At 70.9% G+C, this 26,973-nt stretch carries 30 protein-coding genes and 4 tRNA genes; 12 read left to right on the forward strand and 22 right to left on the reverse strand.

The features are described 5' to 3' along the window. Positions 1-272: 272 nt before the first annotated feature. Positions 273-2,531, forward strand: coding sequence for a cellulose binding domain-containing protein (locus QEZ54_RS14280; RefSeq protein ID WP_281305064.1), 2,259 nt, complete (start codon positions 273-275; stop codon positions 2,529-2,531). Positions 2,532-3,809: 1,278 nt separating this feature from the next. Here QEZ54_RS14280 and QEZ54_RS14285 read toward each other — a convergent pair. After that, complete coding sequence (locus QEZ54_RS14285; RefSeq protein WP_281305065.1) at positions 3,810-4,280, reverse strand: hypothetical protein; 471 nt, start codon at positions 4,278-4,280, stop codon at positions 3,810-3,812. A 384-nt stretch (positions 4,281-4,664) separates the two neighbouring features. Continuing rightward, positions 4,665-4,910 carry a hypothetical protein gene (locus QEZ54_RS14290; RefSeq protein ID WP_281305066.1) on the reverse strand — a complete coding sequence of 82 codons (246 nt, stop codon included), beginning with the start codon at positions 4,908-4,910 and terminating at the stop codon, positions 4,665-4,667. A gap of 280 nt (positions 4,911-5,190) precedes the next feature. On the opposite strand from QEZ54_RS14290, the gene QEZ54_RS14295 reads away from it, so the two are divergent. After that, positions 5,191-6,528, forward strand: coding sequence for a hypothetical protein (locus tag QEZ54_RS14295; RefSeq protein ID WP_281305067.1), 1,338 nt, complete (start codon positions 5,191-5,193; stop codon positions 6,526-6,528). Between the two features lie 359 nt (positions 6,529-6,887). On the opposite strand, the gene QEZ54_RS14300 is transcribed toward QEZ54_RS14295, so the two are convergent. From QEZ54_RS14300 to QEZ54_RS14315, 4 genes are all read right to left on the reverse strand, one after another. Beyond that, positions 6,888-7,322, reverse strand: coding sequence for a hypothetical protein (locus QEZ54_RS14300; protein WP_281305068.1), 435 nt, complete (start codon positions 7,320-7,322; stop codon positions 6,888-6,890). Positions 7,323-7,395: 73 nt separating this feature from the next. Continuing rightward, entirely contained in the window at positions 7,396-8,379 is a 984-nt protein-coding gene (locus tag QEZ54_RS14305) for a DUF4232 domain-containing protein (RefSeq protein WP_281305069.1), read from the reverse strand. Between the two features lie 25 nt (positions 8,380-8,404). Next, positions 8,405-9,094 (reverse strand): hypothetical protein, encoded by a 690-nt coding sequence (locus QEZ54_RS14310; RefSeq protein WP_281305070.1) that lies wholly within the window; start codon positions 9,092-9,094, stop codon positions 8,405-8,407. Next, positions 9,091-9,588 (reverse strand): SigE family RNA polymerase sigma factor, encoded by a 498-nt coding sequence (locus tag QEZ54_RS14315; RefSeq protein WP_281305071.1) that lies wholly within the window; start codon positions 9,586-9,588, stop codon positions 9,091-9,093. Before QEZ54_RS14315 ends, QEZ54_RS14310 begins: the two co-directional genes overlap by 4 nt. A gap of 139 nt (positions 9,589-9,727) precedes the next feature. Between QEZ54_RS14315 and QEZ54_RS14320 the strand changes: the two genes are divergently transcribed. Further along, positions 9,728-10,102: a PRC-barrel domain containing protein gene (locus QEZ54_RS14320; RefSeq protein WP_281305072.1), complete on the forward strand. Its 375-nt coding sequence runs from the start codon at positions 9,728-9,730 to the stop codon at positions 10,100-10,102. 168 nt (positions 10,103-10,270) lie between these two features. Here QEZ54_RS14320 and QEZ54_RS14325 read toward each other — a convergent pair whose 3' ends face one another. Further along, a complete protein-coding gene (locus QEZ54_RS14325; RefSeq protein ID WP_281305073.1) occupies positions 10,271-11,005 on the reverse strand; it encodes an N-formylglutamate amidohydrolase in 735 nt (244 codons plus the stop codon). A 195-nt stretch (positions 11,006-11,200) separates the two neighbouring features. On the opposite strand from QEZ54_RS14325, the gene QEZ54_RS14330 reads away from it, so the two are divergent. Beyond that, positions 11,201-11,806 (forward strand): maleylpyruvate isomerase N-terminal domain-containing protein, encoded by a 606-nt coding sequence (locus tag QEZ54_RS14330; protein ID WP_281305074.1) that lies wholly within the window; start codon positions 11,201-11,203, stop codon positions 11,804-11,806. 46 nt (positions 11,807-11,852) lie between these two features. Here the strand turns inward: QEZ54_RS14330 and QEZ54_RS14335 are convergent, their stop codons facing one another. Next, positions 11,853-12,800, reverse strand: coding sequence for an ATP-binding protein (locus QEZ54_RS14335; protein WP_281305075.1), 948 nt, complete (start codon positions 12,798-12,800; stop codon positions 11,853-11,855). A gap of 267 nt (positions 12,801-13,067) precedes the next feature. Here QEZ54_RS14335 and QEZ54_RS14340 point away from each other — a divergent pair, with 267 nt between their 5' ends. Both QEZ54_RS14340 and QEZ54_RS14345 read left to right on the forward strand, forming a co-directional pair. Further along, entirely contained in the window at positions 13,068-14,468 is a 1,401-nt protein-coding gene (locus tag QEZ54_RS14340) for an adenylosuccinate synthetase (RefSeq protein WP_281305076.1), read from the forward strand. Between the two features lie 103 nt (positions 14,469-14,571). Further along, the gene (locus QEZ54_RS14345) at positions 14,572-14,841 is read left to right on the forward strand and encodes a GlsB/YeaQ/YmgE family stress response membrane protein (RefSeq protein WP_281305077.1); all 270 of its coding nucleotides are present in this window, start codon (positions 14,572-14,574) and stop codon (positions 14,839-14,841) included. 64 nt (positions 14,842-14,905) lie between these two features. Here QEZ54_RS14345 and QEZ54_RS14350 read toward each other — a convergent pair whose 3' ends face one another. Genes QEZ54_RS14350 through QEZ54_RS14360 form a run of 3 tightly spaced genes read right to left on the reverse strand, consistent with a single transcriptional unit; the run spans position 14,906 to position 16,168 of the window. Next, a complete protein-coding gene (locus QEZ54_RS14350) occupies positions 14,906-15,256 on the reverse strand; it encodes a thioredoxin domain-containing protein (RefSeq protein WP_281305078.1) in 351 nt (116 codons plus the stop codon). Then, positions 15,232-15,618 carry a MerR family transcriptional regulator gene (locus QEZ54_RS14355; RefSeq protein ID WP_281305079.1) on the reverse strand — a complete coding sequence of 129 codons (387 nt, stop codon included), beginning with the start codon at positions 15,616-15,618 and terminating at the stop codon, positions 15,232-15,234. Before QEZ54_RS14355 ends, QEZ54_RS14350 begins: the two co-directional genes overlap by 25 nt. 28 nt (positions 15,619-15,646) lie before the next feature. After that, entirely contained in the window at positions 15,647-16,168 is a 522-nt protein-coding gene (locus QEZ54_RS14360) for an SMI1/KNR4 family protein (RefSeq protein ID WP_281305080.1), read from the reverse strand. Between the two features lie 140 nt (positions 16,169-16,308). Here QEZ54_RS14360 and QEZ54_RS14365 point away from each other — a divergent pair, with 140 nt between their 5' ends. Both QEZ54_RS14365 and QEZ54_RS14370 read left to right on the forward strand, forming a co-directional pair. Further along, complete coding sequence (locus QEZ54_RS14365; RefSeq protein ID WP_281305081.1) at positions 16,309-16,986, forward strand: class I SAM-dependent methyltransferase; 678 nt, start codon at positions 16,309-16,311, stop codon at positions 16,984-16,986. Between the two features lie 199 nt (positions 16,987-17,185). Continuing rightward, on the forward strand, positions 17,186-18,937 hold the full coding sequence (locus QEZ54_RS14370) for a carboxypeptidase-like regulatory domain-containing protein (RefSeq protein ID WP_281305082.1): 1,752 nt from the start codon (positions 17,186-17,188) through the stop codon (positions 18,935-18,937). 72 nt (positions 18,938-19,009) lie between these two features. On the opposite strand, the gene QEZ54_RS14375 is transcribed toward QEZ54_RS14370, so the two are convergent. After that, on the reverse strand, positions 19,010-20,344 hold the full coding sequence (locus QEZ54_RS14375; RefSeq protein WP_281305083.1) for a hypothetical protein: 1,335 nt from the start codon (positions 20,342-20,344) through the stop codon (positions 19,010-19,012). On the opposite strand from QEZ54_RS14375, the gene QEZ54_RS14380 reads away from it, so the two are divergent. After that, on the forward strand, positions 20,343-20,570 hold the full coding sequence (locus tag QEZ54_RS14380; RefSeq protein ID WP_281305084.1) for a hypothetical protein: 228 nt from the start codon (positions 20,343-20,345) through the stop codon (positions 20,568-20,570). The genes QEZ54_RS14375 and QEZ54_RS14380 overlap by 2 nt on opposite strands. Positions 20,571-20,619: 49 nt before the next feature. Then, a complete protein-coding gene (locus QEZ54_RS14385; RefSeq protein ID WP_281305085.1) occupies positions 20,620-21,879 on the forward strand; it encodes a serine hydrolase in 1,260 nt (419 codons plus the stop codon). A gap of 137 nt (positions 21,880-22,016) precedes the next feature. Here QEZ54_RS14385 and QEZ54_RS14390 read toward each other — a convergent pair whose 3' ends face one another. From QEZ54_RS14390 to QEZ54_RS14410, 5 genes are all read right to left on the reverse strand, one after another. Next, complete coding sequence (locus QEZ54_RS14390) at positions 22,017-22,232, reverse strand: hypothetical protein (RefSeq protein ID WP_281305086.1); 216 nt, start codon at positions 22,230-22,232, stop codon at positions 22,017-22,019. A gap of 124 nt (positions 22,233-22,356) precedes the next feature. Continuing rightward, positions 22,357-22,431: transfer RNA gene (locus QEZ54_RS14395), tRNA-Val, on the reverse strand. Positions 22,432-22,444: 13 nt separating this feature from the next. Next, a tRNA-Cys gene (locus QEZ54_RS14400) sits at positions 22,445-22,515 on the reverse strand. 30 nt (positions 22,516-22,545) lie between these two features. Next, positions 22,546-22,618: transfer RNA gene (locus QEZ54_RS14405), tRNA-Gly, on the reverse strand. A gap of 94 nt (positions 22,619-22,712) precedes the next feature. Beyond that, positions 22,713-23,801, reverse strand: coding sequence for a CapA family protein (locus QEZ54_RS14410; protein ID WP_281305087.1), 1,089 nt, complete (start codon positions 23,799-23,801; stop codon positions 22,713-22,715). A gap of 162 nt (positions 23,802-23,963) precedes the next feature. Between QEZ54_RS14410 and QEZ54_RS14415 the strand changes: the two genes are divergently transcribed. Beyond that, a tRNA-Gly gene (locus QEZ54_RS14415) sits at positions 23,964-24,039 on the forward strand. Between the two features lie 234 nt (positions 24,040-24,273). Here the strand turns inward: QEZ54_RS14415 and QEZ54_RS14420 are convergent. Next, a complete protein-coding gene (locus QEZ54_RS14420) occupies positions 24,274-24,807 on the reverse strand; it encodes an RNA 2'-phosphotransferase (RefSeq protein ID WP_281305088.1) in 534 nt (177 codons plus the stop codon). Between the two features lie 43 nt (positions 24,808-24,850). Further along, complete coding sequence (locus QEZ54_RS14425) at positions 24,851-25,249, reverse strand: hypothetical protein (RefSeq protein WP_281305089.1); 399 nt, start codon at positions 25,247-25,249, stop codon at positions 24,851-24,853. Positions 25,250-25,336: 87 nt separating this feature from the next. Here QEZ54_RS14425 and QEZ54_RS14430 point away from each other — a divergent pair, with 87 nt between their 5' ends. Then, entirely contained in the window at positions 25,337-25,558 is a 222-nt protein-coding gene (locus QEZ54_RS14430; protein ID WP_281305090.1) for a hypothetical protein, read from the forward strand. Positions 25,559-25,612: 54 nt separating this feature from the next. Here the strand turns inward: QEZ54_RS14430 and QEZ54_RS14435 are convergent, their stop codons facing one another. Genes QEZ54_RS14435 through QEZ54_RS14445 form a run of 3 tightly spaced genes read right to left on the reverse strand, consistent with a single transcriptional unit; the run spans position 25,613 to position 26,973 of the window. Further along, on the reverse strand, positions 25,613-26,200 hold the full coding sequence (locus QEZ54_RS14435; RefSeq protein WP_281305091.1) for an ATP/GTP-binding protein: 588 nt from the start codon (positions 26,198-26,200) through the stop codon (positions 25,613-25,615). Continuing rightward, positions 26,181-26,573 (reverse strand): DUF742 domain-containing protein, encoded by a 393-nt coding sequence (locus QEZ54_RS14440; protein WP_281305092.1) that lies wholly within the window; start codon positions 26,571-26,573, stop codon positions 26,181-26,183. The genes QEZ54_RS14435 and QEZ54_RS14440 overlap by 20 nt, the downstream gene beginning before the upstream one ends. Then, positions 26,563-26,973, reverse strand: coding sequence for a roadblock/LC7 domain-containing protein (locus tag QEZ54_RS14445; protein ID WP_281305175.1), 411 nt, complete (start codon positions 26,971-26,973; stop codon positions 26,563-26,565). The genes QEZ54_RS14440 and QEZ54_RS14445 overlap by 11 nt, the downstream gene beginning before the upstream one ends.

A 26,973-nucleotide genomic window follows, 5' to 3' on the forward strand; every position in this document is an offset into this window, starting at 1 on the left:
CCATAAGTTCATGATCGACGGGATATAGGTGGCTGTGAGTGGTTGTGGTGGGGAACGGGGCGGGTTAGGGTCGGCGGCGGGAGTATGAGGCACCGTGCGCGAGTGACGGCGCGCGAGACGTCTGGGCAGGGCGGCTGAGCGCGAAACCGACTCGGCATGTCCGGTGGCAGGACCTGAGTGCGGTCCGCGGCCCTGGAGCGGCGCACCGTGAATGCGCACGTCGAGCGCTGGGCGTGAACGCCCGGCGGCTCCGTTCCCCTCCAGGAGAGATCATGCGATCACCAACGCGCCGCTTCGCGTTGCTCGCCGCCACGACCGCATCGCTGCTCGCAGCGGGCACCCTCGCCGCGGTCAGTGCGCAGGCGGCTGCCGGATGCAGCGTCAGCTACAAGGTCACCAACGAGTGGCAGGGTGGCTTCGGCACCGACATCACCATCACCAACCTCGGCGACCCGGTCACCAGCTGGGCTCTGACCTGGGCGTACCCGGCGGGGCAGGTGGTGGGCCAGTTCTGGAACGCCGAGATCACCCAGTCCGGCGCGAACGTCACCGCGCGCAACGTCAGCTACAACGGCAGCCTCGGCACCGGCGGCACCGCCAACTTCGGCTTCAACGCCAGCTGGACCGGCGCCAACCCGGCCCCGGCGTCATTCGCCCTCAACGGCACCAACTGTACGGGCGGCACCACGCCGACCTCGCCGAGCGCCCCGGCGTCCCCGTCGGCGTCGCCCTCGCGCAGCGCGTCGCCGAGCCCGAGCGCCCCGGCCAGCCCCAGCCCGTCGCCGTCGACCCCGACCGGGCCGAACGGGCGGCACCAGGCCGAGAAGCTGGACCGGGGGCTGATCAGCGTACGGTCGGGCAGCGGCAACCTCGTCTCGTGGCGCCTGCTGGCCGGCGACGCCGCCAACACCGGCTTCAACGTGTACCGGGGCAGCACCAAGGTCAACGCCTCGCCGATCACCGACTCCACCAACTACCTCGACAGCGGCGCCGCCGCGGGCAGCGCGTACACGGTGCGGGCGGTCGTCAACGGGGTGGAGCAGGCCGCGTCGGCGTCGGCGCTGCAGTTCACCAACGGCTACCTCGACGTTCCGATCCAGAACCCCGGCGGGTACGTCGCCAACGACGCCTCCGTCGGCGACCTCGACGGCGACGGCGTCTACGAGATCGTCCTCAAGTGGGACCCGACCGACGCCAAGGACAACTCGCAGTCCGGCGTCACCAGCGTCGTCTACGTCGACGCGTACAAGCTCAACGGCACCAGGCTGTGGCGGATCAACCTGGGCCGCAACATCCGGGCCGGGGCCCACTACACCCAGTTCCAGGTGTACGACTACGACGGCGACGGCAAGGCCGAGGTGGCCATGAAGACCGCCGACGCGACCGTCGACGGCGGCGGCACCGTCATCGGCAGTTCCAGCGCCGACTACCGCAACTCCAGCGGCTACGTCCTGTCCGGCCCCGAGTACCTGACCATGTTCAACGGGCAGACCGGCCGGGCCATGTCGACCGTCAGCTACGACCCGCCGCGCGGCACCGTCTCCTCCTGGGGCGACAGCTACGGCAACCGCGTCGACCGCTTCCTCGCCGGTACGGCGTACCTGGACGGTGCCCGCCCGTCGCTGATCATGGCGCGGGGCTACTACACCCGTACCGTCATCGCGGCGTGGGACTTCCGCAACGGCAGCCTCACCAAGCGCTGGACGTTCGACAGCAACAGCTCCGGCAACTCGGCGTACGCGGGCCAGGGCAACCACCAGCTGTCCATCGCCGACGTCGACGCCGACGGCCGCGACGAGATCGTCTACGGTTCGATGGCGCTCGACGACAACGGCGCCAAGCTGTGGAACACCGGCAACGGCCACGGCGACGCCATGCACGTCGGCGACCTCGACCCGGCCCGCGCCGGGCTGGAGGAGTTCAAGGTCGACGAGGACGGCAGCAAACCGTCGTCGTGGGTGGCCGACGCCCGCACCGGCCAGGTGCTCTGGACGACGCCCGCCAACGGCGACAACGGCCGCGGCGTCGCCGGGGACGTCTACGCCGGCAGCGCCGGGGCGGAGAGCTGGTCCTCGGCCGACTCGGGGCTGCGGTCGGTACGCACCGGGGCCGTGGTCAGCAGCCGCAAGCCCGGCTCGACGAACTTCCTCGCCTGGTGGGACGCCGACCCGGTACGGGAGCTGCTCGACGGCACCCACGTCGACAAGTACGGCACGGGTGGCGACACGCGCCTGCTGACCGGTGCGAACGTGCACTCGAACAACGGCACCAAGTCGACGCCGTCGCTGTCGGGTGACCTGTTCGGCGACTGGCGGGAAGAGGTGATCTGGCCGGTGACCGGGGACACGGCGCTGCGGATCTACAGCACGCCGACGCCGACGACGCGCCGCATCTACACCCTGATGCACGACATCCAGTACCGCCTGGCGATCGCCTGGCAGAACACGGCGTACAACCAGCCGCCGCACCCGAGCTTCTTCATCGGCGACGGCATGGGCACCCCGCCCGTCCCGGACGTGTACCTCCGATAAAGGCTCTCCGGGGCTGATCATGGCCTTGGGCCGTGGTGGGGCCGTCAGGGCCGCTCCCGCCGAAAAGGCCATCTATGGCTCGGCGGTTGCGGTCCTGACTGCCCGGCAACTTGTGCGCGTAGAGTCGGGTGGTGAAGCTTCGGGTGGGAATGGCCCAGGTGCTTCGACAGGGCCTTGATGTTCTCTCCGGCGTCGAGTGGCACCGCGGCATGGAAGTGCCGCAGCGGGGCGCATGCAGTTCTCGTGGGCGACGGTGCTCGTGCCCAGCGTTTCAGGTCGAACGAGTTGCGGTTGGTCGCATCCCGACAAGTTGACGCGAACACCAGTCGTGCGGTGTGGATCTTGTCTGAGTCTGGACTCTATCGGGATTCGCGGCGTTGCCGACTGCCCGGGACGTCGGTAATTCTCAGTCCTCTGGCTGATACCGCTGGTCTGGCTTTTCGGTGAAGCATCTAGGGATGCCCATCAAGCGGCTCGTGCCGATAACCGAGCATCGCAAGTTCATATCGCCCAAGGTCTGGCGAGATGACCTGGAGCAGATTGCGGCTCTGATATCAGACGTTTACCCGCACTTAAAAATCACAGTCGGCCATTATGAGATAGAAAAATGGAAGATCTGGCGGAAATACCTGAGATATACGTATCACACGTAGTAATCGAGCATCACCGGGAAGGTGGATGCTTCAAGTTTCATCTCGGCCCTAGGTTGAACTTCGCTTCCGTTGAGAATCCGGATTTGCAATCGCTTGGCCTGCTCGGACAGTTGGAACGCTTCATGTCTAAGCGACAGCGGCTGTGGACCGAAAACAGAGTTCGCCTTGCTTTTGTGTGCTCTATAAGTATGGTCTTCGCCGTGCAGAGTCTCGTTGACAAGAGCTTCTGGAACAACAATTGGCTTTGGCTGGGCGGATCTCCGGCTTGGTCAATTATAGCGGGCGTAGCATCCGGACTGGCTCTCCAGGTATTTACATCATTTCGGACCAATACCCCCATTATATGTACGAGAACGCGAACTCAGGCGCCCACTTTCCTTGATAGGAAGCGTGACGATCTGTGGCTGACCATCGGCTCGAATGCTGTGAGTCTTCTTTTGGGGGGAATTGTTGGGTATTTCATAAATAAGCTCGACTAATCATGTCTTCCTGCACCGCGCGGCGCTGACCAACAATGACCGTCGTTGACCCCGTTTGCGTGGGCCAGAAGATGAGGACAAGTTTCGGGCCACAACGGATCAGCGCCAGCGGCAAGATACTGCTTCGCCTTCCATCGTCACAGGTATTATTCCTGCCCGGGCTTGGGCGTCGTGTCTGGCTCCGGCTTGCGCCAGATGGCGCTCTCTGGCCCTGGTCGGCCAACTGAAGTGGTGAGATCGAGACTGCCAGGCAAGAGATGGCGCCGCGCCGTGTTGATGAAGGCAAGATGTTTGGCTTCAAGCTTCGCTTGCATCTTGAGCCAGTTATCGAGGCCGAGCTTGCCGGCGTCGAGTTCTGCCTCGATGAGCCAGAACTCGCTGTCTACCGCATCGCCCGCCCGTACTAGCTCGGGCGCACCCACTAGCCGAAGCATGTTCATGGCTCGGTTCCAGCTCGGCCAGTCAATCTCTGGGACCTTCGAGAGGCGCGCCCAGTAGCTTAACTCATCGTGGATCTTGGCGTAGCTCGCGAGGACGTCACCGCATGCGTCCCGACATGCCCCTCTCGCCCAGTTGTGCTCCTGCGAGCGGTTGCTGATACGGCTCCCCGTGAGCACCCCCACGATAGTGGCTAGGGCGCCGATTGCCGGCCCAATGAGGCTCCATATGCCTGTCATCGGCCAAGTCTGACGGACACGTGCAACATCATCGAACCGGCGCCAGGCTATCTCGAGAGCCGAGTATGAGCAGCGCCTCGAGGTCTGGTGCCTGTGGTACTGCGTTTGGCGCACGTCAGCTAGCCGGTAGAAGGCGTGTCTCGCCGGGCCGCGCACTGCTACGCCCCCACTCCCGGTATTGCGGGAAACGGCGGTTGCCTGATCGAGGTCTCAGTACTGCCGTTCTCGCCGGTCAAGAACCGGATGCAGTAAGCGACGGCTGCACAGCGTATCGACACCCAAGCTGGCCGGATCAAAGACGTCATATGCCAGTTGTGGAAGCAGTCACTGCCTTCCCCAGTCGTACTGCTTGCCTCCAATCCTGGCGCGGTGGAATGTCGGACCTTCCTCGTACTTTGCGGCGATCTCTCGGTCGCGCTCGACTTGACTGGTCAACCTGATACGAAGGAACTGCGCCCAGCCGACGGGATGGTCGCAGCCCATCTCCCGCAGGTTCCGCAGCAGCCCTTCGGCGCGCTCGCGATCCGGGCCGGACAACCGCCCCAGCCACTGCTGTTCGTCGTTGTTCATCTTGAATGCTCTGCCCCTCTGTCATCCCGCGGGCCGCAGTGCGCCACGCGTGAGTGACACTCGCGTACCGGAAGTCGCAGGGTTCGGCACGGGTTTGAGGCGATGGCTCGCGAGCCGCTCGGCTCCGGCTCGCAGAGGACTGTCCGCCGCTCAGGAAACGAACGAAGCAGCAGGCCAGGGCTCAGGACAACGCGACAAAACCGTGCATAATCTGCCCATGATCAGGTATCTACCCAAATCGTTGAGGGCGCGTGCTCCGCTTCGTGCCCTGCTGGCAGCGGTGATCGCGACGGCGTCGGTCGTGGCCGGAGGAAGTACGGCGTTCGCGGCCGTGACCTTCTTCCAGGGCTTCGAGACCGACACGGCCGGCTGGTTCGACTTCGGCGCGGGCACCGTCGTGCGGACCCCCAGCGGCTACACCAACGGCGGCGGCTACGCGAGTGGAGTGGCATCCGCGACCGGCAACTTCCACGCCCGGCTCAAGGTCCAGCACGACCTGTGTACGCAGGAGCCAGCCGGTGGCGGCCCCGTCAACCAGTGCACCGGCCCGTACACCCAGTGGGGCGGCTACAACACCACCTGGTCCGGCGGGTACACCACCCAGGTCGACATCTACCTCGACACCGCCTACGCGGCGAGCCACCCCGACTCGTACACGGGAACGCAGACCAGGTTCGACTGGTCGTCGGCGATCAACAACGCGGCCGGGACCCACCTGCGCGACTTCGTCTTCAACGTCGGCACCGGCCCCAACCCGAACGCCCCCGGGGTGTGCGCCGGCGGGTTCTGGATCGCGGCCAGCACCAACGCCACCCGCTCCGGAGCCGAGCCGTACAACCCGGGCAACGACCCGAAGTGCGTCGCGACCTCCGGCTGGTACACCTTCAAGCACACCTTCCGCAACGCCGCCGGCTCACTGGCCGTCGACTTCGACCTCCTCAACGTGCCCGGCGGCGGCGCCGCCACCTGCGTCAACGCGGCAGGAGCGGCAGTGCCCTGCCACTGGACCATCAGCGGCACCGACCTGATCTCCGCCGTGGGCTGCAACCGGTACGGCTGGTTCGTCAACCAGGAGATCGACGACCTGGCGATCGACAACAGCTCGATGGAGGGCTGCGGCACCCCGCTGCCCGTCCCGACGATCACGGTCACCAAGACGGCGAGCCCGACCTCGATGCCCGCTCCGGGCGGAACCTTCGCCTTCACCATCAACGTCACCAACACCAGTGCGGGAACCGTCACCCTCAGCGGCCTCGTCGATGACGTCTACGGCAACCTCAACGGCAACGGCACCTGCGCCACCGGGGGCAGCATCGCCGCCGCGAGCAGCTACAACTGCTCCTTCAACGGCAGCTTCACGGGTACGCCCAACCAGAGCCAGACCGACACGGTCACCGCGACCGTCACCGACGCCGCCGGCAGCACCGGCTCGGCCGCCGCTTCCGCGACCGTCACGCTGACCGGGAAGACGTGCCACAAGCCCCACAAGTGCAACAAGTGCGATGACTGCCACAAGTGCCGCCCCGCGGACACCGAGAGCACAGCCGGCCGCTGTCGGTGGAAGCCGTGGACCCCGTGGTTCCCGTGGATCCCCGGAGTCCCCGCGCACGGGCTGTGACGCCACCGGGGCCGCACTCACGAGTGCGGCCCCGCAACCGGCCGCAGGCCGACCGGCCGGCACTGATCCGCCGAGCACGCCCGACGCCTCCGCCCGCTGATCGCGATCCGAGGTCAAAAAGCCCGGCCCGGCCCGTGCTCCGGCGCGAATGATCGGCGCCTGCGGTCAATCCGCGCAGCTGGAGTACACCGAACGACCGCAGCCAGCGATCATCGCGCCGCGGAGCCGCAGCGGCGGGCGTGATCCGGTCGGTGTCGGCTGGCGGGTGATCGGCGTGACGGCAGGGCCAGGCCGACCGCGCCGAGGACGAGCCCAGGAGCACGCGTCCCGTCCGGCCGCGGCCGGCCCGGCCCAGACCGCTACCTGTTGCCGTTGCCGATCGACGCGGCGGTGGCGTCGTACAGGGCGGTGGCCGCGGCGAGGTGCTCCGGCTCCACGGTCTGGCCGGTCTGCGGGTCGTACGCGTGCAGCCCGGTCTCCTCCGCCACGATCTCCGCGGCCTCGTACATCAGGGCCATGACCCGCTCGGCCGTGGCCCCGGTGTGCCAGTACGGCGCGCTGACGGCGGCCTCGGCGCCCCAGCACTCGACCTGGATGCCGGTGGCCTCGTCGTCGAGCTCGTCACCGTGGTCGACCGCGTCGGGCAGCAGCTCGCGCACCCGGGCGGCGATGCGCGCCCAGACCGCCGGGTTCGCCTCGGCGAGCTCCTCGTCGTCGGCCTGCTCGGCGGCCTCGAGCGCGTCGTCCCAGTCCTGGCCGGGCTCGCGCGGAATGATGATCAAGTCGTAACTCATCGCGACAGGTTAGCCGGACCGCCCGACACCGGCCGTACGCCGGGCAGGTCGGCGTACGGCCGGAGCGGCCGCGTCAGTACACGGTGACCGTCGCGGTGGCGACCGGCGCCTTGCTCCGCCATTCGACGATGCCCCATTCGAGCCGCCACTCCCGGGCCGGGGTGTAGTCGGGGACGGTCAGGCGCATGGCGAACCGGATCGACCCGCCAGCCGGGATGGTGCCCGGGGCGCAGTTGAGCAGATAGAGCTCCCGAGCCTTGTACAGGCTCTCGTCGTAGGTCGGGCAGGGGTCGAGCGCGACGGCGGTCCTGCCGGGGTTGGTGAGGACGACCGTGTAGTCGAGGTTCGCCCCGGCCTTCACCCGCGCCGGTGCCTCGATGCGCGCGGTCAGGTGGTCGAAGCGCGGGCGGGCGGGCTGCTCCTGGCGTATGCGGTGGACGCCGGTGATGCCGATGGGGCAGGTGCTGGTCATGGTCAGCCCGGGGATGCTCAGGTCGCGGTCCGCGAGCCGGACCGAGATGTCGCGGTAGCCGCGGCCGTCGCCGCTGCCGCAGCTCACCGAGCTGCCGATGGTGAACTGCGCGCGCTCGCCCGGGTCGATGGTCGCCGGGCGCTCCTCGTCGCCGTTGCCGGTGAGCTTCGGCGGGTCGATCTCGACCGGTACGGTCCTGCCCCCGCTGAGCAGCACGGGGACGCCGCCGAGCGAGCAGCGGCTGGGCCCGGTGTTGCGTACCCCGATGTAGTGCAGCTTCGTGCCCGTGACGCCGTCCTCGGAGATCAGGTCGGCGGTGGCGGGCAGGTCCGCGGCGGTGCACAGCCGGGCGACCTCGCGGGGCGGTTCGAGTTCCCGTTCGGGGGCCTGCACGCCGTTGAGCTGCCACGGCACCGTGTCGGGCGGCCAGCTGCCGACGATCGGCGAGGGCGACACCCCGGCCGGTCTCGCGGTCTCGGCCACGGCGGGCGCGGTGCTGGCGGCGGGCGCGGCGGTCCGCGGCCCGCCTGGGCCTGAGCAGCCGGCCAGCAGGAGCAGGGCGGACAGTACGGCAAGACGGCGCATGGGTTCCCCCTGGGCGGATCGGCGGTCAGCCACGGTCGGCGGACCAGGTGGACACGGTGATGACGCAGGTGGTGGTCAAGGTGAGACCGGGCAGGGGCAGGCGCTCGCCGGAGAAGGTGAGCACCAGGTCGCGGTAGACGGTGGGGTGGGCGGCGTCGGGGCACTCCGTGGAGGCGGCGAGCTCCGCCGACGCGGCCGCCCCGGGTATGAGCAGCACCGACGGCACGGCACCGGTGTCGTCGGACCCGGCCTCCGGGTCGGCCTCAGGGCGGGTCGGCACGGCCTGGGCGGCGCCGCTCTCCTGTGAGCCGGGTTCCGGGCGGTCGATCAGCAGGCACGCCTGCGCGCTGCCGTTGCGTACGGTCACCTGGTAGTGCTCAGCGCCGTCGGCGCGGCCGAGCACCAGGGCCGAGGCGGCCGGGCCGAGGTCGGCGGCGGTGCAGGCGACGGCGCTCGGCTGCGGGGTCGGCTCGCCGCGGTGCAGCCAGGGGATCGTGTCCTCGATGCGCCAGGCGGGGTCGGCGACCGCCACGGGGACCAGGATCGCGGCCGGAGCCGCGAGCAGCGTCGACACGACGGCGGCCGCGACGGACAGGATCCGGCGCCGACGGCGGCGGACCATGCCGGTGCGGACCCGGTGTACGGGGTCGTCCCAGCCGGGCAGGGCGCGCCGCTCGTCGGTGAGGGTGCGGCGCAGCTGTTCCTCGAGGTTCATCGCAGGGCCTCCATGCCCGCCGGGGCGAGTGCTTCGCGCAGCTTGGCCATGGCCCGTGAGGTGGTGCTCTTGACCGTGCCCTGGCTGCAGCCGAGCGTCTGCGCGATCTGGGCCTCGGACATGTCCTCGTAGTAGCGCAGCACGATCACCGCCCGCTGCTGCCTGGGCAGCGTGGTCAGCAGCCGCCACAGCTCGCCGTCGTGCGGCTCCTGCTCGCGGCCCGGTGGTTCGGGCAGCTCGCCGGGCAGCACCTCGCGGCGCAGGCGCCGTCGGCCGTTGAGGTAGCAGTTGAGGATGGTGCGGCGCACGTACCCCTCGGGGTTGTCGTGGCGTTCGATCCGGCGCCAGGCCAGGCCGGTGCGTTCCAGCGCGTCCTGGACCAGGTCGGCGGCCAGGTGCGGGTCGCCGCACAGTACGTGCGCGAAACGCAGCAGGTCAGCGTGCCTGCTGCGGACGTACTCGTCGAAGGACGTCGGTGCGTCCCAGCTCGCCATGACCGGTATGACACGCGGCGGCCCGCCCGCGGTTGTCCGCCGGAAAAGTCGGACGCGCGACGTTAGCCGCCGTTGCGAACGGGTAGATAGACGGCACATCAGTCCAACACGAGCATGGGAGGCGAGCTACATGACGGCCATGAACCCAGTTCCCTGGGACCCGTGGAACTACCGCGAGACGCTCGACTACAAGCCCGCCGACGACGGCGGTGACCGTTCGATCGTGGGCTTCCACGTGGAGGCGACCGACGGCGGCATCGGCAAGATCGACGAGGCGACCGGCGCTGTCGGTTCGCGCTACCTCGTGGTCGACACCGGTCCGTGGATCTTCGGAAGCAAGGTGCTGCTGCCGGCGGGTGTCATCACGAACATCGACTTCGCTGAAGAGCGGGTCTACGTCGACCGCAGCAAGGCCGAGATCAAGGACGCGCCAGAGTACGACCCGGACCGGCGCGACGACGCCGACTACCGCGGTTCGCTCGGCGACTACTACGCCGGCGGAATGCCGCGCTGATGAACGCCCGGGGCGGGACGGCTCGAGCCGCCCCGCCCCGGGGCATACCCGTCCGGTGTGGCACAGACGCCGGGCGCAGCAGTCCGGTAGGGGGTGGAACGCGGTGCGGGCCGCGTTCCGTTCGGCGGGCCGGTCCGGTCGGGAGACACCGGACCGGCCCGCCACATGTCACGCGCAGGCGTCGACCAGGCGGGCCAGCGCCGCGCCCACCCCGGCGAGCCCTCCGGTCGGCGGGCCGCCGGGCTCGACCGAGTACACGTCGCGGCGCAGCTCGATCATCAGGCCGTGCACCCGGGCGTCCTGCCCGTAGTGCTTGAGCGGGATGTAGCAGCCGGCGAACGGGCTGTCGAACGCGGCGTCGTAGTCGGCGAACGCGGCCCGGGCCGCCTCCACCAGCCAGGACGGCGTGTGCGCGGCGTCGGTGCCCAGGCAGACCTCGGGGCGGTCGGCGCCGCCGATCTCGTACGGCAGCCGCTCGCGCGGGTACGAGTGCACGTCGATGACGACCGCCCGCCCCGTCGCGGCCAGCCGCGCGTCGACCAGCTCCGTCATCGCCGCCGCGTACGGCTCGAACCACCGCCGCACCAGCGCCTGCGCGGCCGCCGGATCGTCCTCGCGCAGCGGTGCCCCGGCACTGGTCCGGGTGTATACCGCGCCCATGCCCACCGCCGTCATCGGCTCGCGCTCGTCCGGGAACCGCTCCGGGTCCACGACCAGCCGCGACAGGCCGTTGACCAGCGACCACGGCCGCACCCGGGCGGCGTCGGCGGCGTACGCGGCGATCAGGTCGGTATGCGCGTCGGTCATCGCCGCCAGCTCGGCGGCCAGCTGCGCGTCGTCGAGCAGCAGCCGCGCCCGCACCTCAGCCGGGATCGCGGTCGCCGCATGCGGCACATGCAGCACGACCGGGCTGCCCCCGTCCCCTGCAACCACCCGGTGACCACTGAGAACATCACTCACCGCGCGCACCCTACCGTCCGACCCAGGTTCGAGTTGCCGGGCAATCGGGCGAATCTTGGACCCGTATACGCCCGATTGCCGGGCAACTTGGATGGTCTTGGCGCGGGGCGGGGCGGGGGTCGGTGGGATGATGGGCGGGTGTCCGGATCAGACCTGAGCGCCGAGATGGCGGCCTGCCGTGCCGCGCACGAGCGGCTGCACCGCACCCTGGACCGCGTCGACGACCTGGTGGTCCGCCAGCCCAGCCGCCTGCCCGGGTGGACCGTCGGCCACGTGCTGACCCACCTGGCCCGCAACGCCGACAGCGTGCTGCGGCGGCTGCGCGCCGCGGAGCGCGGCGAGCTGGTGACGCAGTACGAGGGCGGCGCGGCCGGTCGCGAGGCGGAGATCGAGGCCGGCCACGACCGGCCCGCCGCCGACATCGTCGCCGACCTGCGCGCCGCCGACGCGGCGGTGGACGAGGCGTTCGCGGCGGCGGCACCGGAGGTGTGGGCGCGTACGGTGCTCGCCGGCGACGTCAACGAGATCCCGGCGACCCGGCTGGTGTTCTCGCGCTGGCGCGAGGTCGAGGTGCACCACGTCGACCTCGGCCTGGGCTACGGCCCGGCCGAGTGGCCGGACGCGCTGGTGGCGCGCTGGCTGCCGGAGCTGCTGGAGCAGCTGCCCGACCGCACCGACCGGCACGCGCTGACGGCGTGGCTGCTGGGCCGCGCCGAGGCGCCGGAGGTCCGGTCCTGGGGCTGAGGCGGGGCGCCCCCGGGCTGGCGGCGGGCAACCCGGCGCGGACCGGTCAGGGCTGGCCGGTCTGCGGGCGCTGGTAGCGGTGGCCCTCGGTGTCCGGTCCGGGGTTCAGGTCGATGATGACGCGGCACTGCTGGTCGCCGACGGCGATGCGCTCGGCCAGGTCGACGGTGACCGTGCCGCGGTTGCGGGCGCCGATGCCGCCGAAGATGCTGGAGGTGATCCGGCACATGGCCGGGGAGAACCGGACCGCGTCGCCGAACGGGCAGCGCCGGTTGCCCAGCACGATCCGCTCGTCGGTGACCTCGATCACGTAGAAGTCGCCGCCGGCCGCGGCCTTGAGCCGGACGTAGCACTCGGCCAGCTGCTCGGCGCTGAGGCGCCCGACGATGTGCCGCGCGGCCCGGTACTCGGCCTCCATCTGACCGCCGACGGTCGCGCCGACGTGCGCGACCAGGTCCTGGGCGCGCTGCGGGCCCGCGCCGTCCTCGACCGCGCGCGCCAGCTCCACCAGCAGCGCGCGCAGCAGCGTCTCGCGACCGAACCCGTCCGGTCCGGCCTCGTCGGGGGCGGGCAGCGGGTCGGTGATGCGGGCGGGCGGGTCGAAGGACTTCTCCACCGAGCGGGCCACCGGCAGGGTGGCGCTGACCCGCTTGCCGCCGCCGCGCTTGGCCGCCACGGCGAGGTCGTCGGCCAGCTGCGAGACCAGCCACATGCCGCGGCCGCGTTCGGAGGTCGCCCGGGGCGGGGTCAGGTCGGGGGTGAACAGCGGCCCGAGGTCGTGCACGGTGATGGTGGGCTGGGTGCGGTGCCAGTCGACCGACACCCAGATCGGCCCGCCCGCGTGCTCGACCGCATTCATGATCAGCTCAGAGACGGTCAGCTCGGCCTGCGGCACCGTGCCGGCGTCGGCGGCGTGGCGGGTCAGGTAGGTGCCGATCTCCCGGCGTAGCAGACTGCCCGCCTCCGGCGTGGGCGGCGACAGCAGCCAGTCCATGGGTCCTCACAGGTGCTCGCGGCGCGGGTGATCCGGGCTCCATGCTCCTCGCTCGGGCGGCGCAGGACAACGCGAGAGCGGCGTAGGTGGTGATCTGTGTCGTTGACGGCCGTATGGGCCCCTGCTAGCGTCCATGCCGCCCGCGACGGTCTGGTGGGGGAATGCCCTGTTCAGGGCCTATTTTCCGTACCCGCCGCGCCGCCCGCAGCGACGGCGACGAGGCCGGTAGTCCACACCCCGCCCCCTCCAGATGAGGTAGCGCTGCTGATGACGGTTGTCCACCCCACCCGCGGCTACGCCGATGTCCTGGTCGGCCTGCAGTACGGCGACGAGGGCAAAGCAAAGATCATCGACCTGATCGCCCCCGACTACGACATCGTCGCCCGGTTCAACGGCGGCGCCAACGCCGGGCACACCATCGACACCCCGCAGGGCCGGGTGGTGCTCCAGCAGGTGCCGTGCGCCATCTTCCAGCCGCGGACGCTGCTCTACATCGGCTCCGGCTGCGCGGTGAACCTGTGGAAGCTGGCCGCCGAGCTGGACCAGATCGCGGCGCTCGGGGTCGACCTGGCCGGCCGCCTGCACATCAGCGACCGGGCTGCGGTCGTGCAGCCCGCGCACCTGCTCGTCGACGAGCGGGACAGCGCCGGCATCGGCACCACCAAGAACGGGATGGGGCCGTGCTACGCCGACCGGGCGTACCGGATGCGCGGCGGCACCCGGACCAACCTGCAGCTGCGCGACGTGCTGGCCGACCCGGCGGGCGCGGTCGCCGCGATGCGCACCGCGGCCGAGGCGGAGCTGGCCGGGTTCGACGGCGACACCTCGGCGCAGCGCCGGGACCTCCAGCAGCGGCTGGACTCGTTCGCGGCCTGCGTCGAGCGGGTGCGCGGGCACGTCCAGCCGCGCCGCACCTGGCTGGCCGAGCGGGTCGGGCAGGGCGCGCGGGTGCTGTTCGAGGGCGCGCAGTCGACGATGCTGGACGTGGTCCACGGCGACCAGCCGTTCGTCACCGCCAGCCACACCGTCCCGGCGTACGCCTACGTCGGCGGGGACCTACCGCCGCGGTTCCACCGGTACACCATCGGGGTGGCCAAGGCGGTCATGTCGCGGGTCGGCAACGGCCCGTTCCCCTCGGAGCTGGGCGCGGAGCGGTCGGCGGCGTACTTCGCCGAGGCGGTGTCGGCCGGTCGCGGCCGGGCCGAGGAGCACGCCGAGTTCGACATGCACCGGCTGCGCCTGTCGAGCGACGAGATGGAGCTGGGCATCGCGATGCGGATGCTCACCCACGAGTACGGCTCCGGCAGCGGCCGTCCGCGCCGCATCGGCATCCTCGACCTGGCGCAGCTGCGCGAGATGGTCGTCGCGTTCGGCGTCGACGTGGTCTACCTCAACAAGGTCGACTGCCTCTCGCTGTACGGCGACAGCATGTTCGGCGGCATCCCGGTCCGGGTGCCGGCCGCCGCCGAGCAGGGCGCCACCCGGGTGCTGCCGTCGTTCACCGCCGACCAGCTGCGCGCCGACCAGCCCGACGTGCTGCCGTCGGAGCTGCTGGAGTTCCGGTCGTTCGTGGAGGCCGAGATCGGCGTGCCGGTCATCGGCTTCGGCATGGGCCCCGGGCGGGAGCAGATCACGCGGTTCTTCCGACTGGGCGAATACGCGCGCTGAATCCGAACGCGAACGTACGCCGAAAGACAGGTTTGCGGCGGCGCGGAAGGGGCACTCCATTGTTGCGGAGCAATCCCCATTCGCGCACGTTAGGAGCACTGTCATGACTGTCGCCGGAATCATCTCGGCAATCATCGTCGGCCTCGTGATCGGAGCTCTCGGTCGCCTGGTCGTGCCGGGTCGGCAGGACATGCCGATCTGGCTGACGATCCTCGTCGGCATCGTCGCCGCGCTCATCGGCACCGCGATCGCGCAGGCCGTCGGCGTCGCCGTCACCGACGGCATCGACTGGATCGAGCTGGTCTTCCAGATCGGCCTGGCCGCGCTGGGCGTGGCCCTGATCGCGGGCGTCCGCGGGCGCAGCTCCGTCTGACGCAGCTGCTCAGCCCGGGTCCGACTACTCGGACCCGGGCTGATCCGTGTCTGGATGTCGGTCTCTACCTGGCGTCGAGCCCGGCGAGTTCGCTCAGCTGCATCCGCAGCGCCGCCTTCGGCCGCGCCCCCACCAGCGAGCCGGTCAGCTCGCCGGAGCGGAACACCAGCAGCGTGGGCAGCGACATCACCTTGTACGCCCGCATCGTCTCCGGATTGGCGTCGGCGTCGATGGCGAACAGGTGCAGCCGGGGGCCGAACTCCTCGGCCAGCTCGGTGAGGCCGGCCGAGATCCGGGCGCAGGACGGGCACCAGTCGGCCCAGAAGTCCAGCACCACCGGACGGTCGGCGGCCAGCACCAGCTCGGCGAAGGTCTCGTCGGTGACGGCGGTCAGCAGAGGCCGGGGGTGCGGCATGTTTCCTCCCGATGTGTCATGGCCAGCGTCAGCTGATCGGCCAGCCGCGACCGGACCGCGCCCAGCTCGGTCAGGCACGCGTCGACCTCCTCGAGCTTGCGGCGCAGCACCGCCACCGAGTCCGGGCAGACGTCGCCTGAACTGTTGCCGGCGCGCAGGCAGGCCACGAACGGCTTGATGTCGTCGAGCCCGAAACCCACCGCCAGCAGCGCCCGGATCTCGTGCACCACGCGCAGCTCGGCGTCGTCGTACACCCGGTAGCCGTTGGCGGAGCGCTGCGGGCGCACCAGCCCGTGCGCCTCGTAGTAGCGCAGCGTGCGGGCGCTCGTACCGGCGCGTTCCGCGAGCTCACCGATCAGCATGAGAGCAGGCTAGACATTGCCGCCGATGTCAAGGCAAGGCCGCGGACACCGTGCGGTCCGTCACAGGCGCGCGCAGGCCCGCCAGGAACCCGCGCAGATCCGCCGCCAGCGTCAGCTCGGCGGCGAAGTCGGCGTCGAACCAGACCACCGTCGGCTCGGCGCGCGGGCCGCGCGGCCGGTAGTCCAGGGCCACCCAGCTGTGCCCGGTGCTGCTGGACAGCAGCACCGCCTCGCGCGGCAGCCCCCAGTACGACGCCAGGAACGGGCTGTCGAACAGCGACAGCATGCCCGCGCGCCGCCCGATGCCCAGCAGGCTCTCGAACGGCACCTCGTCGGTGCACCACGACGTCGCCCCGTTGACCGGGAACGCGCTGCAGGCGCGCGCCACCCCGCCGCCGTTGCGCAGCCGCAGCAGCTCCAGCAGCGACCCGGGCAGCGTCACCCCCAGCGCCGCCTGCGCCTGCGCGACCAGCTCACGGGTCAGCGGCGGCTGCACCCCGTGCGTGCTGTCGCTCCAGAACGACGCCCTGATCTCATCGAAGCGGGTCACGGCCCGGGATGTTACCGACCGCGCCGCCCGCGCTGGGGGCGGGCCAGGGACCGGCTCGTACCCCCGAATAGCACATCAGTTCGCGCCGCTGCCCGGTAGGTAACGACCGTCTCGCCCCACGGTGCTGGCATTCTGGGCAGGTGGCACAACCCATCGGCGCGACCGCGCACTGGCAGGCCGTGTACGACCGGACCGATACCCGGTCCGTCAGCTGGTATCAGGACGAGCCCGCGATGTCGCTGCGGCTGCTGTCCGCCGCGGGCGTACGCCCCGGCAGCTCCGTCATCGACGTCGGCGGCGGCGCCTCGACCCTGGTCGACGCGCTGCTGGACCGAGGCGTCACCGACGTGACCGTGCTCGACGTGGCCGAGACCGCGCTCGACGCGGCCCGGCGCAGGCTCGGCGACCGCGCCGGCGTGGCCCACTGGATGGCCCGCGACCTGCTCACCTGGTCGCCGCTGCGCCGGTACGCCGTCTGGCACGACCGCGCCGTGTTCCACTTCCTCACCGACCCCGCCGACCGCGACCGCTACCGGCGCGTGCTGGAGGCGGCCCTGCTGCCCAACGGGCAGGCGGTGCTCGGCGTGTTCGCGCCGGACGGCCCGCAGACCTGCTCGGGCCTGCCGGTGGCCCGCTACGACGCGCAGGAGCTGGCCGCGCGGTTCCCCGGGTTCCGGGTGGAGCAGGCCGAGCGGGAGGAGCACCGTACGCCCGCCGGGCAGGTGCAGCCGTTCACCTGGCTGCGGCTGACCCGCACCGACCACCTGCGCGCCACCTACGCCCCCGCCCCCGCCCCACCCCCCGCCCCCCTCCGCTGAGCCCACTGCGGTTAAGGAAGGGCCCCTTCTTATCGGAATCCGATGTAGAAGGGTCCCTTCCCAACCCCCGAATGCGACCCGGAAACCCCGTTGCCGCCGCCTTCTACGCTTTCGGTGGATCGTGGCGGTGACTGGGTCCGCTGTGGACCGCGGCCGCCCGATCGCATGGGACGACGGGGGTTCTATGGCAAGCAGGTTCGTGCGTTCGCTCAGCGCGGCCACCGCGGTGGCGCTGGTGCTCTTCGGGCTTGGCACACCGGCCCAGGCGAGCGCGGACGGTCTCGACGGGACCGTCAAGGACGCCCTCACCGGGGCGCCCGTCGTCGGCGCCGGAGTCCGGATCGAGTGGGCCGACTACTCGCACTGGAACTTCACCAACAGCGACGCCACCGGCTACTTCTCCTTCGCGAACCAGGCGCCGGGGGAGTACATCGTCCATGTCTCCGCCAACGGCTACGTGGAGCAGTACCTGCACGGCCACGCCGACCGCTACTCGGCCGACCCGATCGCGGTGCCGGGCAGCGTCCAGGTGCAGCTGATGCCGATCCAGTACGGCGACGTCGTCGGGCACGTGCGCTCGGCCGCCGGCGCCGCCCTCAAGGACGTCTACGTCGAGCTGAACCGCGACGGCAACTGGGTCGGCTCGACCAGCACCGACCGCACCGGCGCCTACCGGTTCGAGCACGTCGAGACCGACGAGGACTACACCCTCAAGGTCCGCTACGTGAACGGGCAGGAGGTCTGGTACGAGAACACGACCGACCCGTACTCGGCGACGCATTTCGCGGTGGCGAACGGGGCGACCACCACGATCGACCTGACCCAGGGGCCGGTGGGCAACCTGACCATCAAGGCCGTGGAGGCCGGGACCGGCGCGCCGCTGGCTGGCATCTGCTTCTACCACCAGGACGGACCGCTGGCCTTCTACACGGTGTGCAGCGGCGCGGACGGCAAGGCCAGGCTCAAGGACATCCCGGTCGGAACGTACGAGGGCGGCTCCTTCGACCAGGCGGAGACCTACCTCAACGGCCACTTCGGCCCGGCGACCGTCACCGCCGGGCAGGGCACCACCACGACCGTGCGGCTGCGCAAGGGCGGCAACGTCCACGTCTCCTTCGTGGACGCGGCCACCGGGGAGCCGGTCAGCGCCTGCCCGTCGCTGGTCGAGCCGAAGAACCACACGGCGGGCGGCGGCAGCAACTGCGGCTCGACGGTGCACTTCACCAACTACTTCCCGCAGAAGTTCCAGCTGTTCAGCTGGGTCTTCGACGGTGCGCACGGTGCGCAGTGGCTGGGCACCGACGGGCACGGCACCGGCACCCAGAGCCAGGCGAAGGTGTACGACCTTACCTACGGCTCCGACATCAGCATCACGGTGCCGCTGGACGCCGCGGGTTCCATCACCGGGACGGTCACCGACGCGGCCACCGGCCAGGGGCTGGGCAACGTGTGCCCGTCGCCGGTCGGGCCGTGGGCGAGCTACGGGCCCAACGGGCCGGTGGACTGCACCTACGGCGGCCAGTACTACATCAACAACCTCGGGCCGTACGCGTGGAAGCTGGTCTTCCCGGTCTTCAACGGGCTCAACGGCTGGGCCTGGTCGGGCAACGCGGCCAACCGGGCGGCGGCGACCCCGGTACAGGTCGTGGCGGGGCAGACGGTGACGGTCGACGTGGCCCTCCCGGCCACCGGGAAGATCACCGGCACGGTGCTCGCCCCGTCCCGCCCCAATTGCCCGCAGTGCACCACCATCTACGTGGTGGACGCCGCCACGGGCGACTACGCGGGCGTGATCCCGTACGTCAAGGCCGACGGCACGTTCACCATCACCGGTCTGAACACGCAGAACGTCTGGATCTACTACAGTTCGCCGGACGACGGGCTGATCAAGCACCCGACGAAGATCCACGTCACGGCGGGTCAGACGGTCAGCGGCGTCAACCTCGGCTGACCGGATCGGGCAGCAGGCGGCGCCCCCGTTCAACGGGGGCGCCGTCCTTCGTTTCCCGGCCGTGCGATGGGTTTATTCGCCCCTGGGCGCCGACCGGTCGGCGGGCGGCAGCGCGTCCACGAAGACCGCGCTGATCGTCTCGGTGACGGTGACCAGTACGCGCCCGTCGGTGGAGAAGCCGCCCGCCGCCATCGCCGGTTCGGTCCACAGGACGCGGCCGCGGCCGTCGAACAGGGCCGTGGCGTCGTCGTCCGCGGCGTACACCAGCGGGCCGCACTGCCCCCACACGGCGCGGGTGCAGACGGTGGCCAGCGGCGAGTCGCCGGTGAGCTTGGCGGGCAACCCCTGCGGCCGGACCGGTGCCGCGCCGCCGACCGCGTCCCCGTCGAGGGTGAGCAGCACCGCGGCGGGAGTCACCGGCGCGTCCTCGGCGCCTTCGCGGACACCGCCCGCGACCAGCAGGCCGCCGCCGTCGGGCGCGAAGGCCAGCGCGTTGACCCGCAGCAGCCCGCTGTCGTGCCGCAGCAGCTCCGCTCCGGAACCGGTGTCGCGGACCACGATCTCGCCCGCGCGGCCGGCGTGGGCCAGCCGCCGCCCGGTCGGATCGAGCGCCACCGGCCCCAGCGGATCGGCGGCCAGCTCAAGAACGACCTCGCCGGTGTACGGGTCCAGCACGCGCACGCCCCGCGCCGCCGAACCGGCCGCGACCCGGCTGCCGTCGGCGCTGAAGCCGATCCGGACGGTGGTCCGCTCGGTGTCGAAGAAGTCGTCGTCCTCGTTCGGGCCGAGGTTCAGCTGCCACGCTTCGGTGCCCTCAGGCACCCGCCAGGCGTGCACCCGGCCCTCGACCGAGCTCACCGCGATCGTGCCGTCCGGGCTGAGCTGCGTGTCCAGCGCCTCGTCGTGGAAGCGCGCCCCGTCCAGCAGCATCGCGGACGGGGCCTGCGGCGCGGTGCCCCAGACCACGATGTCGCCGCCGTTGTGATGCCACTCGGCGGCGGCGGTCACGACCAGCCAGCGCGGCTCGGCGGGGCAGGCCACGGAGGTGGCGCCGTGGTAGAAGTAGGCGAAGTCGTCGCCCTCGTCCTCCTCGTCGCGGCCGGTCTCGGCCGGACGTCCACTCTCGACGTCCTGGAGGTCGCCGAGCCGCCGCCAGGCCGCTAGGGCGTGCCACGGGTCGGCCTGGCCCGCGGCGTACCGCTGCCACCAGTGGTCGGGCATCGGCCGCAGCCGGGGCGGCCAGGCCAGCAGCACCGGCGCCGCCTCGGCCAGGAGGTCGGCGGGGGCCTGCTCCAGCAGCGGCCACGCCTGCTCCCAGGCCGGTGCGGACGGCTCGCCGGCGAGGATCGCCGCGAGGGTGGTCGGATCGCCGTCCATGCCGTGCCTTTCGGTCGCCGTGCGCGGCATGGACCGTACCATCGCGACATTGCGCCTGTCGGTCCGTGATCGTGCGGTCCTGCGCACCGGGACGCCACCGCCGACGCGGTCCGTCTCGGCCGGTGATCGCGGTCCGCTGTCCGAATACCGGCTTCGCGTCGACGTCGTGACCTCGACCGGTGATCTTCCCGCTGGAACGCCGCCGCCTACCATCGCGGTCGACGGTGCGGGGGATGATTTCGGAAGTCGCGGGTGATTTGTAGAGAACTCTACATGTTCGTGAGTTTCGCGTTAATGTCCCGCTCATGGACTGGATCACTGCGCGAGCAGGGCAGCTCGCCGCCGCGGTCGCCGCGGCGGCGCTGGCCGCACCGGCCCCCGCGCTCGCCGCCCCCGACCGGCCCGGCGCGGAACTCGGCGCCCGTGCCGCAGCGGCGGCCCGCGCGGCGGTGCCCTGCCCGAAGACCCCCGCCCCGAAGTGGCCGATGCCCGAGCGCCCGTCGCCGCCCACCGACGCGCCGGCCCACCGCCAGGTCGGCGGTGCCCAGCTGGACACCGCCGACCTCGCCGTACCGCCCGACGCCACCCGGCCGCCCGCCGTGAGCGCCACCTCCTGGGTGGTCGCCGACCTGGACACCGGCGCGGTCCTGGGCGCCTGCGGCCCGCACGAGTACGGCGCACCCGCCAGCGTGCAGAAACTCCTGCTGGCCGCCACCATGCTGCCCAAGCTCGACCCCGACGAGGTCGTCACCATCACCCCCGAGGACATGGACTTCGAACCCGGCAGCTCCGCCGTCGGCCTGGTCGAGGGCGGCCGGTACTCGGTGGAGATGCTGTGGCTGGGGCTGCTGCTCGTCTCCGGCAACGACGCCGCCAACGTCCTGGCCCGCCTCGGCGGCGGCCCCGACGGCGCGGCCGGCGGCGTACGGGCGATGAACGCCGAGGCGGCCCGCCTGGGGGCGTACCAGACCCACGCGGTGACCCCGTCCGGGCTCGACGGGGCGGGACAGTTCACCAGCGCGTACGACCTGGCCCTGATCGCCCGGGAATGCTTCGCCGACCCGGCCTTCCAGCGGTACACCACCACCCGGCGGGTACGGGTCCCGGAGCAGCCCAAGCACGTCAAGAGCTTCGAGATCCAGAACCAGAACCAGCTGCTCGACGCGTACCCCGGGGCGCTGGGCGGCAAGACCGGCTTCACCGACCTGGCCCGCCACACCTACGTCGGCGCCGCCGAACGGGGCGGCCGCCGGCTCGTCGTCACGCTGCTGGGCGCCGAGTACCTGCCGCTGAGCGGCTGGCAGCAGGGCGCCGCCCTGCTCGACTGGGGCTTCGCCCAGCCCGCCGACGCGTCCGTCGGGCACCTGGTCGACCCGGCCGAGATCGCCGGCGGCGCCTCCCCGGGCGCGGTCGCGGCAGTCGCCCGGCAGGCCGGTGCCGCCCCGCAGGTCACCTCGGGACGCAGCGCGGGCACGTCCGGCATCCTGGCGCTCGGCGCGGTGGCCGCCGCGGCCGGGCTCGCCCTCTCCGCGACCGCCCGCCGCCGCCGACGCCGCCAACCCTGACCGCCCGCGCCGCGCCACGCTCGCACGCGCCGGTCGTCCGGCTGTAGTTTCGGGGAAAGTGCACGAATCCAGGCCCGGATTGCTGCACTTTCCCCGAAACTGCTGGCCGCCCTGCGGGGGTCGGGGGTGCGGTCCGGTCAGACGTATTTGCGGTACCTGATCGCGGCCTCGATACGCATCAGAGCGCCGCCGATGAACAGAATCCCGCCCAAGGCCTGCAGATCGCCGGCGGCTTCGCCGACACTGATGATCAGACAGAGCAGGCCGACGGCGATACCGGCGCCACCGAGGATCCCGGTGAAGAAGACAGGCTCCTTCTGCAGGGCTTCGTGTTCCATGGCTTCGTTCTCCATGGCCGGCAGCGTACGGACGAAACGTCGTCTCTGGGGGCCCGAGAATCACCGAGGCCTTGGTCACTCAGTCAGTCACACGGAAATGGAAGAGGGCCTGCCCGCTCTGCGGACAGGCCCTCTGACCTGGTGGGCGATACTGGGTTTGAACCAGTGACCTCTTCCGTGTCAAGGAAGCGCGCTCCCACTGCGCCAATCGCCCGTGCTGTCTTACGAGGTGGAGACGGGATTTGAACCCGTGTACACGGCTTTGCAGGCCGTTGCCTCGCCTCTCGGCCACTCCACCGTGGTAGTAACGCCTTGCGGCGGTTCTCCGAGCGGATGACGAGACTCGAACTCGCGACCCTCACCTTGGCAAGGTGATGCGCTACCAACTGCGCTACATCCGCTTGTCAGTTCGCCCGCCTTCCGGCGTGCTGCCCAACGGATGAGAACTTTAGCCGGTCGAGGGTGGTCTTGCCAAACCGGGGTGCCCCGGGCGCGTCACGCCCGGGGTTGCGGTGCCAGTCCGGTGCAGTTGGATGCCTGCTCAAGCCGCTGCTGTACGGCCTTGAGCGCGTTCCCGGTGACCGGGACCGGCTGCCCGTTGTTCGACACCACGCCCGGAGTGAACACGCGGCTCTGCACCTTCCCGTCCTTGATCACGACGGTGAGCAGCCCGGTGTCCGTGCTCTTGGAGACCGAGTACCAGAGGAAGTTGCCCAGGCCGTAGTGCACGTACGTGTCCCCGATGAAGCCGTCGGACAGCAGCACGTGCGCATGGGTGCCCAGCACCAGGTCGGCGCCGTTGTCGGCCATCAGCTTGGCGAAGGTCTTCTGCTCGCCGTTGGGGCAGCTCTGGCCCTCGGTGCCCCAGTGCATGAAGACGATCACCACGTCGGCCTGCTCCCGGGCCTTCTTCACGGCAGCCACGGCCAGCTTCCGGTCGAACGCCATCGCGACGCCCGGCCGGGTCGCGGTGGGCTTCCACTGCTCCTTGAGGTCGTGCACCTGCGACATGCCGACGATCGCCAGCCGCACCCCCTTCACCGTGGTCAGGTACGGCGCGTACGCCTCCTCGGTGTTGTGCCCGGCGCCGACGACCGGCTGCCCGGCCTCCTTCGCCGAGTCGAGGGTGTCCAGCAGCCCGATCTGGCCGTAGTCGAGGGTGTGGTTGTTGGCGATCGACACGAGGTCGATCCCGGCGGCCTTGATCGCCGCGTACGACTCCTTGGGCCCCCGGAAGTGGAACTCCTTCGGCTGCTCGCTGCCCCGGTCGGTGATCGGCGTCTCCATGTTGACCATGGCGAAGTCGGCAGCGCTCAACTGCTTCGCGTACGGCCCGAAGGCCTTGTCGGGGTTCTTGAGCAGGGCCAGGGTGCGGCCGGTGAAGTGCACGTCCCCGGCGAAGGCCAGCGTGATCTCCTCGGCGGGTGCCGGCGCGGCCGAGGCCGTGGCGGAGGGCTCGGCGGGGTTCGCGGGCGGGTGCCACGACGCGGGCTGCGGCTGCTGCTGCGAGCAGGCGGCCAGGGCGGCGAGCAGGGCCAGGCAGGCAAGGCGGCGGGCGGCGCGGCCCAGGCGGGGGCGGGTCACCCGATTGAGGGTACGGGCAGGTGAGTGCGGCTCGCATCACCGTCTTGGCCGCGCTGTCCGACCCTGCGGCGCGCGGAAGGGGATACCGAGTGGCGCGGGCGGCGGGGCACCCGCTAGAGTTCTGTCGTCGGGCAGCGAGCCGCAGGGCAAGCCTCCTGACATGCGGATGTAGCGCAGTTGGTAGCGCATCACCTTGCCAAGGTGAGGGTCGCGAGTTCGAGTCTCGTCATCCGCTCCATACGAAAGATCGCCGGTAGCCCCTCGGGCCACCGGCGATCTTCTTTTGTCACCGGCCCCGCCGACCGCCGCTATCCGGCCGCGCCCCGCGCCCCGCCACTGCCCCGCCTCTCATAAACGCTGGCCTATCTCAGTGAAGATGATCACATCTCAGTCGACGAGATAGGCCAACGTATATGCAAGACGGGGCGGGGGCAGCGGGAAAGGTCGCGGGAAAGACTGCGGGCGGGGCGGGTCAGGCTTCGCCGCGGAGGTAGCGGGCGGGGATGTCCTCGGCGAGCCATACGCCGTTGGCGCTGCGGTAGAAGCTGTGGCCGTCGTCGGCCATCTCGGCGGCGGCGACCACCAGGATCACCGGGGCGCCGTGGCGGCTGCCGACCTTGTGCGCGGTGCCGGCGTCGGCCGACAGGTGCACGTGGTGGCGGTTGCCGCGGTGTACGCCGTCGGCGTAGATCGAGGCCAGGTTGCGCCGGGCGGTGCCGTGGTAGAGCAGCTCGGGCGGCTCCACCGGGGTCAGGCCCAGCTCGACCTGCACGGAGTGGCCCTGGCTGGCCCGGATCCGGTCGCCTTCGATGGCGAAGCGCTGCTTGTCGTTGCCGGCCACGACCGCGTCCAGCTGCTCGCGGGTCACCCGGGGGCCGTTGGCCGCCAGGGCGCGCAGCAGGGTGTCGATCGGCACCCAGCCGTCGGGGCTGAGGGTGATGCCGACGCTCTCGGGCGCGTGGCGCAGTACGTACGACAGGCGCTTGCTGATTTTCACGATATCCATGTCGGTGCCACGGTAGGCGGGCGCCGCAACGCCTGTCGACGTGTTATCGGCCGCGGTAGGGGAGGCTGCGGGGGCCGGTGACGCGGCCGCCCGCGGCGGTCACCCGGTCGCGCAGGGCGCGGTCTGCGGTGGCGACGACCACGGCCGGGCGCTGCGGGGACTCCTGCCGGACCAGGTCGACGACGGCGTCGTCGCCGCTGCGGGGCGCGGCGTGCACCCGTACCCCCGCGATCTGCGTCACGTCGCGGGCCGCGCCCTCCACGACCAGCACGACCTCGATCGGCCCGGCCAGCTCCGGCACGCCGGGCAGGCCGGTCTCGGCGAGCCCCGCGAGCGCGTCGCGCAGCCGGGTCGCCGCGCCGTGGCGGTCGCGCCACCAGCCGTCGGGAACCGACCCCACGACGTTGGCGGCGTCGACGATGAGCAGAGCAGGCGCGGTCATCCCGCCAGTGTCCCGCGTACAAGGGAAGGTCGCAGGTCGTGGCGTGACTTCGGCGGGCAGTGGCGCGCGCCGCCTAGGCTGGCTGCCATGGAACGTATGTCTCGCCTCTGGGCCGCTGTGGTGGCCGGTTTCCTGTCCACGATGCTCGTTCCCGCCGTCGCCTGGGCGGAGGAGTCGGGCGTCGCCGAGCTGGCGCGCAAGAAGCGCGGCATCGGCAGCATCTTCGGTGGCGCCACGCTGATCTGCTGCCTCGTCGTGGTGGCCGTGATCGTCATCGGCGTCGTGCTGGTCGTGCGCCGCAAGAAGTAGTCCGTCGGGTGCCGGTGGGGGAGAGGCGGGCTCACCCACCGGCGGAGTCCGACGTCAGGCCGGTACGGCGGCCTTCACCATGGTCAGAACGTGCTCCACGAGCGTGATGAGCACGTTCTTGACCGAGATGCGGTCGCGGGCGTCGCACAGCAGCACCGGCACGTGGCCGTCCACGTCCAGCGCCTCGCGCACCTGCTCGACGGTGTAGCGCTGCTCGCTGTCGAAGCAGTTGACCGCGATGACGAACGGCGTGCCGCGCTGCTCGAAGTAGTCGATCGCGGCGAAGGAGTCGGCCAGGCGGCGGGTGTCGGCCAGCACGACCGCGCCCAGGGCGCCGGTGGCCAGCTCGTCCCACAGGAACCAGAAGCGGTTCTGCCCGGGGGTGCCGAACAGGTACAGCACCAGGTGCGGGTTGATGGTGATCCGGCCGAAGTCCATCGCGACCGTGGTGGTCGTCTTCGTGGACACACCTGTGGTGTCGTCGGTGCCGACCCCGGCGGTGGTCAGGACCTCCTCGGTCCGCAGTGGACTGATCTCGCTGACGGCCCCGACGAGCGTGGTCTTGCCGGCGCCGAAGCCTCCGGCGACCAGGATCTTCAACGCCTGGGGGACCGGCGCGTGGTCAGAGCGCACGGAGTCCATGGATCACCGCCTGGAGGGTGTCGACATTCGGAAGGTGGTCGGTGGACGGCGGATCGTAACGGGCGATCAGACCGTCCTGGAGCAGGTCGCACAGCAGCACCCGGACCACGCCCAGGGGCAGGTCCACGCGTGAGGCGAGCTCGGCCAGGGCACGGGGCTCCTGGGTGAACGCCAGGATCGACTGGTGTTCGGGCGAGGGGGTGTCCGCGGCCAGAGACGCGGTCGCCACCACGTACGTGATGAGGTCGAAGTCGGTGGTCTTGGGCCGCACCCGGCCCCCGGTGACCATGTACGGACGCACCACCGGCCCGGCCTCGTGATCCCACCAGGCCGGGCCCTCATCGACTACCGGGTCGGTGGGGTCAGTGGACATCGGCACCCGGCCGCGACGGCGTGGCCAGATGCGTGCCGACGCGGGTGGCGAGCATGGCCATCTCGTACGCGAGGATGCCAAGGTCGATGTCGGGGTCGGCCAGCACGGCCAGGCAGGAGCCCTGACCGGCGGCGCTGACGAGCAGGAACGCCTCTTCCATCTCGACGATGGTCTGGCGCACCGGGCCGCCCTTGAACCGCTGGCCGGTCGCGCCGGCCAGGCTGGAGAAGCCCGAGGCGACCGCGGCCAGGTGCTCGGCGTCGTCCCGGGACATGCCGGTGGAGGCGCCGGTGAGCAGGCCGTCGACGGAGAGCACGACGGCGCAGCGGGCCTGCGGCACTCGGGCGAGCAGGTCGTCGAGCAGCCAGTCGGTCGCGGGTCGGGTCGTCGTCGGTACCAC

This window comes from Catellatospora sp. KI3, assembly GCF_029948125.1.
Lineage (GTDB): Bacteria > Actinomycetota > Actinomycetes > Mycobacteriales > Micromonosporaceae > Catellatospora.